General features: G+C 64.7%; 9 protein-coding genes and 1 pseudogene. 4 read left to right on the plus strand and 6 right to left on the minus strand.

Translation table 11 applies throughout. The annotated features are described in order from the left end of the window. Nucleotides 1-103, plus strand: a pseudogene (locus tag Q0082_RS11575) (IS630 family transposase); the annotation flags it as partial. A gap of 12 nt (nucleotides 104-115) precedes the next feature. Here the strand turns inward: Q0082_RS11575 and Q0082_RS11580 are convergent. Then, a complete protein-coding gene (locus Q0082_RS11580) occupies nucleotides 116-499 on the minus strand; it encodes a BLUF domain-containing protein (RefSeq protein ID WP_298192663.1) in 384 nt (127 codons plus the stop codon). 251 nt (nucleotides 500-750) lie between these two features. Here Q0082_RS11580 and Q0082_RS11585 point away from each other — a divergent pair, with 251 nt between their 5' ends. Next, entirely contained in the window at nucleotides 751-1,113 is a 363-nt protein-coding gene (locus Q0082_RS11585) for an STAS/SEC14 domain-containing protein (RefSeq protein WP_298192665.1), read from the plus strand. Nucleotides 1,114-1,115: 2 nt separating this feature from the next. On the opposite strand, the gene Q0082_RS11590 is transcribed toward Q0082_RS11585, so the two are convergent. The 3 genes from Q0082_RS11590 to Q0082_RS11600 form a co-directional block, all read right to left on the minus strand. Beyond that, complete coding sequence (locus Q0082_RS11590) at nucleotides 1,116-1,979, minus strand: dienelactone hydrolase family protein (RefSeq protein WP_298192667.1); 864 nt, start codon at nucleotides 1,977-1,979, stop codon at nucleotides 1,116-1,118. A gap of 88 nt (nucleotides 1,980-2,067) precedes the next feature. After that, the gene (locus tag Q0082_RS11595; protein WP_298192669.1) at nucleotides 2,068-2,982 is read right to left on the minus strand and encodes an SDR family NAD(P)-dependent oxidoreductase; all 915 of its coding nucleotides are present in this window, start codon (nucleotides 2,980-2,982) and stop codon (nucleotides 2,068-2,070) included. Beyond that, nucleotides 2,979-4,571, minus strand: a complete 1,593-nt coding sequence (locus Q0082_RS11600) for an MFS transporter (protein WP_298192671.1) — start codon at nucleotides 4,569-4,571, stop codon at nucleotides 2,979-2,981. The genes Q0082_RS11595 and Q0082_RS11600 overlap by 4 nt, the downstream gene beginning before the upstream one ends. Before the next feature lie 127 nt (nucleotides 4,572-4,698). On the opposite strand from Q0082_RS11600, the gene Q0082_RS11605 reads away from it, so the two are divergent. Continuing rightward, the gene (locus Q0082_RS11605) at nucleotides 4,699-5,412 is read left to right on the plus strand and encodes a nuclear transport factor 2 family protein (protein ID WP_298192673.1); all 714 of its coding nucleotides are present in this window, start codon (nucleotides 4,699-4,701) and stop codon (nucleotides 5,410-5,412) included. 162 nt (nucleotides 5,413-5,574) lie between these two features. Here Q0082_RS11605 and Q0082_RS11610 read toward each other — a convergent pair whose 3' ends face one another. Then, nucleotides 5,575-5,898 carry a hypothetical protein gene (locus Q0082_RS11610; RefSeq protein ID WP_298192675.1) on the minus strand — a complete coding sequence of 108 codons (324 nt, stop codon included), beginning with the start codon at nucleotides 5,896-5,898 and terminating at the stop codon, nucleotides 5,575-5,577. Between the two features lie 46 nt (nucleotides 5,899-5,944). After that, nucleotides 5,945-6,424: a MarR family transcriptional regulator gene (locus Q0082_RS11615; protein WP_298192677.1), complete on the minus strand. Its 480-nt coding sequence runs from the start codon at nucleotides 6,422-6,424 to the stop codon at nucleotides 5,945-5,947. 192 nt (nucleotides 6,425-6,616) lie between these two features. Here Q0082_RS11615 and Q0082_RS11620 point away from each other — a divergent pair. Beyond that, on the plus strand, nucleotides 6,617-7,416 hold an 800-nt coding region (locus tag Q0082_RS11620), incomplete at its 3' end, for a TonB-dependent receptor plug domain-containing protein (RefSeq protein ID WP_298192679.1).

The following is a 7,416-nucleotide window of genomic DNA, read 5'->3' on the forward strand; positions in this document are numbered from 1 at the left end:
CACAGTCGATGCCCTGTGGAAGGCCGTCGGATCAATCTGCGAACTCTACCATCCAGACGAATGCTGGAACTACCTCAAGGCAGCAGGATACGTTGCAGATTAAACGCACGACGCTCTAGTGCCAGGTTGTCTTCATGGCGCGGACGATATCGGCGGTTTGCGCAAGGATATCGTTGAGCTGTTCGGTCACGAAAGCCTTCGGATCGCAGAACTTCATCGACGAGCCGGCATACCGCCGGGCAACCAGCGGGCCATCGGCGAGGACGGTCAGACTGTGGTGACGCGGATCGGCCTTGATACGCGCAAGCAGGGCACGCACCGCTGTTTCCGGCCCTTCCATCACTTGCGCAAAACGGCCCTTGTGCAGCGTGAAGACACTGGAAATGCCGATGCGCGCGTTGCGGTCTTCCGATCGCAGGCAGATCTCGTGCGCCTGCCGCAGCGCCTCCTCGTGCGGGGCGACAGCTAGGCTGATATAGGACAACTTCCACAGGCGCATGGGCAGACGTGTCCTGCCGGTCCCCTCCGCGCCCGTTGCGCGGTCGTGAAACACTAACTTGGGTTAGGCTTTCCGGCCGGAATTGGAAGAGGTGGGCGCCAGGACGACCCAAAAGTACCAGCAAGTGTTGCATGGCTGCCGCGCATCTTCCCGGCAGAATGCCTTGAGCAGGGTCAATGCAGCCCCCTTTGCGGCATGCGAGTGCATGCGGCATCACATTGCCGATCCTGCTGCGCGAAAGGACCACAGCCATGTTCACCTATATCGAAGGCCTGCCTGCCGATACGCTTGGGCTCATTGCCTCCGGCCCGCTGACGCACGAGGACTACATGGGTCTTGAGACGCGGGTCGAGGCCATGCTGGGGCATGGGCCGCTGAAGGCGCTCTATGTGCTGGAGGACGACGTCTCTGAATTCTCGCCACGCGCGATCTGGGACGATCAGGTGTTCACCTGGAACCATTTGCGCGATTTCAGCCACTTTGCCGTGGTGACCGATCTGACCTGGGCAAAGGTCATGGCGTGGCTCATCGCGCCGATCATGCCGGTGCGCATGAAGGTATTTGCCAAGTCGGAAATGGACGCCGCGAAAGCGTGGATCGCGGCGCCCGACTGATCCTAGAGGTTCGCGGCGTAGAGTTCGAGCATCCGGCCCCACGCCTTTTCGGCCTGCACCTTGTCGTAGATCGGGGCATCGATCGTGCACCAGCCGTGCTGGGCCGCATAGACCTCGACCTCGGCCGGGCGGCCAGCGGCCTTGGCAGCGGCGCTGAGCGCGTCCTTGTCGCCCGGGGAACTCGCATCGTCGTTCTGGGCGATGGCGAAAAGGAAGCCGGCCTTTGTCTTTGCGAGGAGATTGACCGGGCTATCCGCTTCCGTACCGACAAGCCCGCCGCCGTGGAACGAAGCGGCGGCGCCGACGCGGTCCGGCACGGCGGCAGCGGTGCGGACGGTGTAGGGCCCGCCCATGCAATAGCCGCAGCTGCCGATGCGCTTGGCGGTATCGACCTCGGCCTGCGTGTCGAGCCACGCCACGAAGGCCTTGGCATCGCTCATCGTGCCGGCAGGGGTGATCCCGGCGATCAGCGGCTTCAGCTTGGCCTGTCCCTCGGGCGTGCGCCAGGCGAGGAGCGAATCAAGGACAGGCGCGACGGCGCCGCGATAGTAGTGGTTGACCACGAGCACCGCGTAGCCGGCTGAGGCGAGGCGGGCGGCCATCGTCTTGTAGGCTTCGCGCAGCCCGGCGATATCAGGCCACATGATCACGGCGGGGTGCTTGCCGGTTTCTGGCGTGTAGAACCAGGCATCGACCTTGCCATCGGGCGTGGTGACGGTAACCGCGCGGCCCTTCACGCCCGCGGTCTCCTGCGCCATGCCGCAGCCGGGCAGGGTAGCAAGCACGGCGGCGCCTGCGCCTGCAGCGCTGAACTGGCGGCGGCTGAGCCACAGGGCGTTTTCGGCTTCGGTCTGTTCGTCACACATGGGATGGGCCTTTTGCTGGGATGGCGCGCGCGGGTGCAGACTATCGCGGCGAGCGAGCCATGCAAGCGCCTGTCACGTCAGGTCGGCTTCACGTCAGATCAGCAAGGCCGATCACCGTTCCCGCTTCGGCCGCCGCCATCGCCGCGCGGCGCAGGCGTTCGATCTCGAGCCGGGCTGGCGGGGCTTCCTCCTGCGGCAGGGCGGCGAGGCTCTTCTCGTAGATCTCGCGGAAATCGTCGGCGAATTCGGGGTGGGTCAGGATGAGGCCGTCGCCTCGCTCCATGCCGCGCAGGATCTTGGTGCCGACCTCGTACGGGTCCATTCCGGCCTCGAAAGCGGTGCCGAACTGTTCGAGCTCGCTGCGCTCCACCGGGGCAAAGCCGCTGCCAGCGAATTCGGCGGGGCGCTTGAGGGCCGAATCCCACGCATTTGTGCGGGTCAGCGCGGGGCAGCAGAGCGAGCAGCCGATGCCGTGGGGCGCCAGATTGTAGCGCAGCGATTCGGTAAGGCCGCGCACGGCGAACTTGCTGGCGGTGTAGATACCCGCCTGTGGCCCCGGCAGGAACGCGGCCATGCTGGCGACGTTGACGACATGGCGGCGCCCGCTCGCGGCTTTCAGTTTCGGCAGGAAGCTGACGAGGCCGTTGACCACGCCGCCGAAGTTGACCCCCATGATCCAGTCGTAATCATCGTAGCTTGCCTCGTCGGTCGGGCCGAAAACGCTCACCCCCGCGTTGTTGACGAGGACATGGACCGCGCCGAAGTGCGCCTCCACCTCGGCGGCAGCCGCAGCAAGGGCGGTGCGGTCGGTAACGTCGAGCTTGATGAACAGCGGCGCCTCGCGGCCCTTGGCGGCAAACCACGCGGCGGTCTGGGCACGGTGATCTTCATTTCGATAGCTCAGCGCAAGGCGCAGGCCCACATCGCTGAAGGCCTGCGCGACGCCGAGGCCAATGCCCGTAACGCCGCCGGTGATGAAGGCGACTTGTCCTGCAAAGCTCATGCGTTCTCGCTTTCAGTGAGGCGTTTGCCCGCGGTTTCGGGCAGGCCGAAGAAAGCGACGACCGCGGCAATCACGACCATGATGAAGGGATACCAGAAGCCCGCCATCACGCTGCCGGTGGTCGCGACAATGGCCTGAACGATGAACGGCATGAACCCGGCGAAGATGCCCACGCCGAAATTGTATGAGGTGGCGAGCGAGGAATAGCGCGTGCGGGCGGGGAACTGCTCGCACAGCCACGCGCCCATCGGGCCATAGGCAAGCACACCGGGGATCGCGATCACGATCATGGCGAGCACGATGATCACGAGATTGCCGGTGGGCGGGGTGACCGGATCGAGCGTGTAGCCCGCCGACTTCAGCGCGGCCTCGAGCCCGGCGGGATCGACCGGGCTGCCGCCGATGCTGACGACAGGCGGTGCGCCTGCGGGTGCGTCCTGCTTGGTATAGGGCACGCCGGTGCGGGTGAGCGCATCGAGCAGCTTGCCGCAGGCGCTCGCCTGGCCGTGCTGGGCGAAGGGATTGTAGGTGCAATCGGGGCCGGAGACGAGCACCGGACGCTCGCGCGCAGCGCGGGCCATCGCGGGGTTGGCCTGATCGGCGATCAGCTGGAAACCGGGGAACAGCACGACGAGGAACATGATGTAGCCCGCCATGACCACCGGCTTGCGCCCCACGAAATCGGAAAGCCAGCCCGCAAGGGTATTACCGAGCGCCAGAGTGACGAGCACGCCGATCAGCAGAATGCGGGTGAGCACAGGGTCCATGTGGACCGAGACCTGCATGAAATTGAGCAGCTGGATCATGCCGACATAGCCGCAAATCGCCTGCCCCACCGCGCCGCCCAGCATGGCGGAAAACAGCCGCCGCCGCTGCTGCGGGGTCGCGAAAGCCTCGCGCAGCGGGGTCTTGGCGACTTCGCCCGCTTCCTGCATCGCGGCAAAGACCGGGCTCTCGGACAGCTTGAGGCGCATCCACAGCGAGACGGCAAGCAGCACGAGGCTGAGGATGAAGGGGATGCGCCAACCCCAGACTTCCCACGCGGCCTGGCCCACCAGCGTGTTGGTGATGAGCACGACGAGGAGGCTGAGCGAGAAGCCGGTGGTCGCGCCGATCTGGATCCAGCCGGTGTAGAAGCCGCGCTTGTTCGGCGGGGCATGTTCGGAGACATAGATCACCGCGCCGCCATATTCGCCGCCCACGGCAAGGCCCTGCAGCGCGCGCAGCAGCACGAGGAGGATCGGCGCGGCAATGCCCCACTGCGCGAAGGTGCCGAGCAGGCCGATCGCGGTGGTGGCAAAGCCCATCAGCGTGATGGTGACGAGGAACGTCACCTTGCGGCCGAAGCGGTCTCCGAACGTGCCGAAGATCGCCGCGCCGATGGGGCGCACGGCAAAGCCCACACCGAACGTGGCGAGCGCGAGGAGGAAACCCGCCGCGGGGCTGGAGCCGGGGAAGAACAGCTTGCCGAACAGCGGGGCCAAGGTGCCGTAGATATAGAAATCATACCATTCGAACGCCGTGCCAGCCGCCGATGCCGCGATCACGGTGCGGATTTCGGCTGTTGTCGGCTCGCGCTTCGAATCCATTCTTCTCTCCCCTTTGCCGCAGCATGGCCGCAGCAGAGGCGATTGCCAATCGTTTCACGATTAGTTAGCCTTGCTTACAAATTTCCGGCAACCACAATCGGGGCGGGAAGTGAAGGGAGCAGGATAAATGTCTGATCTGGAAGCACGTCTTGCCGCGCTGGAAAACCGCGTGGGCGAGCTTGAGGACGTCAACGCGATCCGCCGCCTGCAAATGGCCTATGGCTATTACATCGACTACAACCGCCCCGAGGAAGTGGCAGGCCTGTTTGCCGAAGATGGCGCTGTGGTGTTCCTTTCGGGCGAATATCGCGGCCATGCCGGCGTGATGCGGCTCTACGGCACGTGGTTCCAGAACATGTTTACGGATGGCAAGCGCGGGCCGATCCACGGCTTCCTGCTCGACCATTTCCAGCTGCAGGACGTCATCACCGTGGCGCCCGACCGGCAGACCGCAAAGGGCCGTTTCCGGGGCATCCTTGCGGGTGGCTGGCACGATGAAGTGGTGGCGAACAAGCCCGATCACGTGCCGCAGCAGTTCTGGGAATCGGGCATCTACGAGAACGACTACGTGCGCGAGAACGGCGTGTGGAAGATCAAGCGGCTCAACTACCTGATGCAGTGGCAGGGCGATTACGAGACCGGCTGGGCACACACCGTCTCGCACCTGCAACCCGCCGTTGTGTGCTATCCCGAGAACCCGCTTGGGCCCGATGTGATCCTTCCGCAAGAGAACTACCGCCCGACCTGGCCGCACCGGCAGGAAGTGCCGATGAGCTTTGCGCATCCCGTGCTGGCGGAAGCGTTCCGGCTGGAAGCGTTTGCGGCGCTGAAGGACAAGTAGGGGGCTGCCAACCCATTGTCCTCGTCACCCCGGGCTTGACCCGGGGTCCCGCTTGTATGGCGAGACGCAGCCTATGCTGCAGAAGCAGGACCCCGGATCAAGTCGGGGGTGACGGCGGCTTTTGGGTGGCGATATGGCTTAACCACTGCGACGAGCGCCTAATCAGTTGTTTTGCTGCAAGCCCAATCGGGCGAGCCTCAGCAGATCAGGCAACGCGTTTCTCACCGCCGAGATCAGTCGTGCATTTTCCTCAAAGCGATCATCTGCTGGCACGGCGTAAGGTGGAGACTGGATCAGGCATGCTGCGACGACGGCTTGTGAAGGCCAGTTACCTGAATGCATACTGGCGATATGACCAGTTGGCGCAATGGTCGTAACGGCAACAGCGCCTTGGCACAGGTCGTCATCGAGATGATTGACGAACCAAGGTTTCGCAGTGGCCAGCCTTTCGAGTTCTGCCAGTGTGTCAAGCTCTTGCATATCCATGGATTTTCAAACCTATTTGGGTGAAGGGCTACCAGACTGCTTGCCCCTAGCCCCCCGTCATCCGCGCCAGAATCGCTTGCGCCGCCGCATGGAACACCGCGCGTTCCTTGTGCGTGAAATCCGCGAACAAGTGCCCGCCGACCTTGGCCATCGCGGGGATCGTCTGGCGGAACAGGTCCATGCCCGCGTCCGTCAGCCGCACCGGCTTGCGGCGGCGGTTTGAGGCGTCGGGGGCCAGTTCAACGAGGCCGCGGGTCATCAGCGCGGCGATTGCGCGGCTCACGTTCATGGGCGGCAGGCCCATGATGTCGGAGAGTTCGTGCCCCGCCAGTTCGCCTTCGCCGCCCAGCGCGAGGATGATCTTGAGGTCGTTGGGGCTGAGCCCCATCGGCTCGGCTAAGCCTTCGCGCATCGGGCGCGCGATGAAGGTGCCGAGCTTGAGCAGATCGACGAGCAGCGCGGCATCTTCGCCCAGATCGAGATCATGGCGGGCGGGCGGCGTATTCTTGGCGAGCTTGGTGGCCATGCGTGCGCTTATCGCGCTCGCCACGCGGGACGGCAAGAGGGGCGCTGCACGACCGGTGTGATCGCAACGCACCGGTGCGAAAGAGCTCTGCACCGCGCGCTGCAAGGGGCTTGCAAAGGGCAAATTAGTATGCCTTACTAACAAACGGTAGAACGGCCTCGCAGAGGGCTTCACAAGGAGAGGGGATCACCCATGGCGAAGACACCCACGCATTTCGTGCGCCTGCTCGCTGCTGGCAGCGCTTGCGCGCTGGCACTCGGACTGGCTGCTCCGGCCTGCGCACAGCAGGCCCCGCAAGCCCAGCCGCAGGACGCCGCGCAATCGGCCGATGACAGCGGCGGCATCAAGGAAATCGTCGTCACGGCGCAGTTCCGCTCGCAGAAGCTGCAGGATACGCCGCTTTCGATCACCGCGATCGACGCGAACCTGCTGGCCTCGCGCAACCAGACCGACCTTTCGCAGATCGCCGCGCAGGCGCCCAACGTGGTGCTCAATGCGCAGGGCGGTGCCTATGGTTCCTCGCTCGGCGCCTCGATCCGCGGCATCGGCCAGTTCGACTTCAACCCCGCCTATGAACCGGGCGTGGGCATGTACATCGACGATGTCTACTACGCGACGCTGACCGGCGGCATCTTCGACCTGCTCGACCTCGACCGCGTGGAAGTGCTGCGCGGACCGCAGGGCACGCTGACGGGCCGAAACTCGATCGGCGGCGCGATCAAGCTCTTCTCCAAGAAGCCGACCGACGAGAATTCGGGCACGGTCGAGGCGGTCTACGGCAGCCGCCAGCGCGTCGACCTGCGCGGCAGCGCCAACTTCAAGCTGGCCGAGGGGCTCTACGGCCGCGTCTCGGGCGTCTACAAGCGGCAGGAAGGCTATGTCGACCAGCTCGACTATGGCTGCGTCTATCCCAACAACGTGCAGGGCATCGGCGCGCGGCCGAGCAGCGGGCAGGGCTGCCTGATCGACAAGCTGGGCGAGCGCAACTACGC

Origin of the sequence: Novosphingobium sp., from assembly GCF_027489515.1 — a bacterium.
Classification (GTDB): Bacteria; Pseudomonadota; Alphaproteobacteria; order Sphingomonadales; family Sphingomonadaceae; genus Novosphingobium.

Coding starts and splice junctions, on each gene's coding strand:
- Q0082_RS11610 (WP_298192675.1), bottom strand. CDS start 5,898: ATGGATATGCAAGAGCTTGACACACTGGCAGAACTCGAAAGGCTGGCC.
- Q0082_RS11585 (WP_298192665.1), top strand. CDS start 751: ATGTTCACCTATATCGAAGGCCTGCCTGCCGATACGCTTGGGCTCATT.
- Q0082_RS11595 (WP_298192669.1), bottom strand. CDS start 2,982: ATGAGCTTTGCAGGACAAGTCGCCTTCATCACCGGCGGCGTTACGGGC.
- Q0082_RS11605 (WP_298192673.1), top strand. CDS start 4,699: ATGTCTGATCTGGAAGCACGTCTTGCCGCGCTGGAAAACCGCGTGGGC.
- Q0082_RS11600 (WP_298192671.1), bottom strand. CDS start 4,571: ATGGATTCGAAGCGCGAGCCGACAACAGCCGAAATCCGCACCGTGATC.
- Q0082_RS11580 (WP_298192663.1), bottom strand. CDS start 499: ATGCGCCTGTGGAAGTTGTCCTATATCAGCCTAGCTGTCGCCCCGCAC.
- Q0082_RS11615 (WP_298192677.1), bottom strand. CDS start 6,424: ATGGCCACCAAGCTCGCCAAGAATACGCCGCCCGCCCGCCATGATCTC.
- Q0082_RS11590 (WP_298192667.1), bottom strand. CDS start 1,979: ATGTGTGACGAACAGACCGAAGCCGAAAACGCCCTGTGGCTCAGCCGC.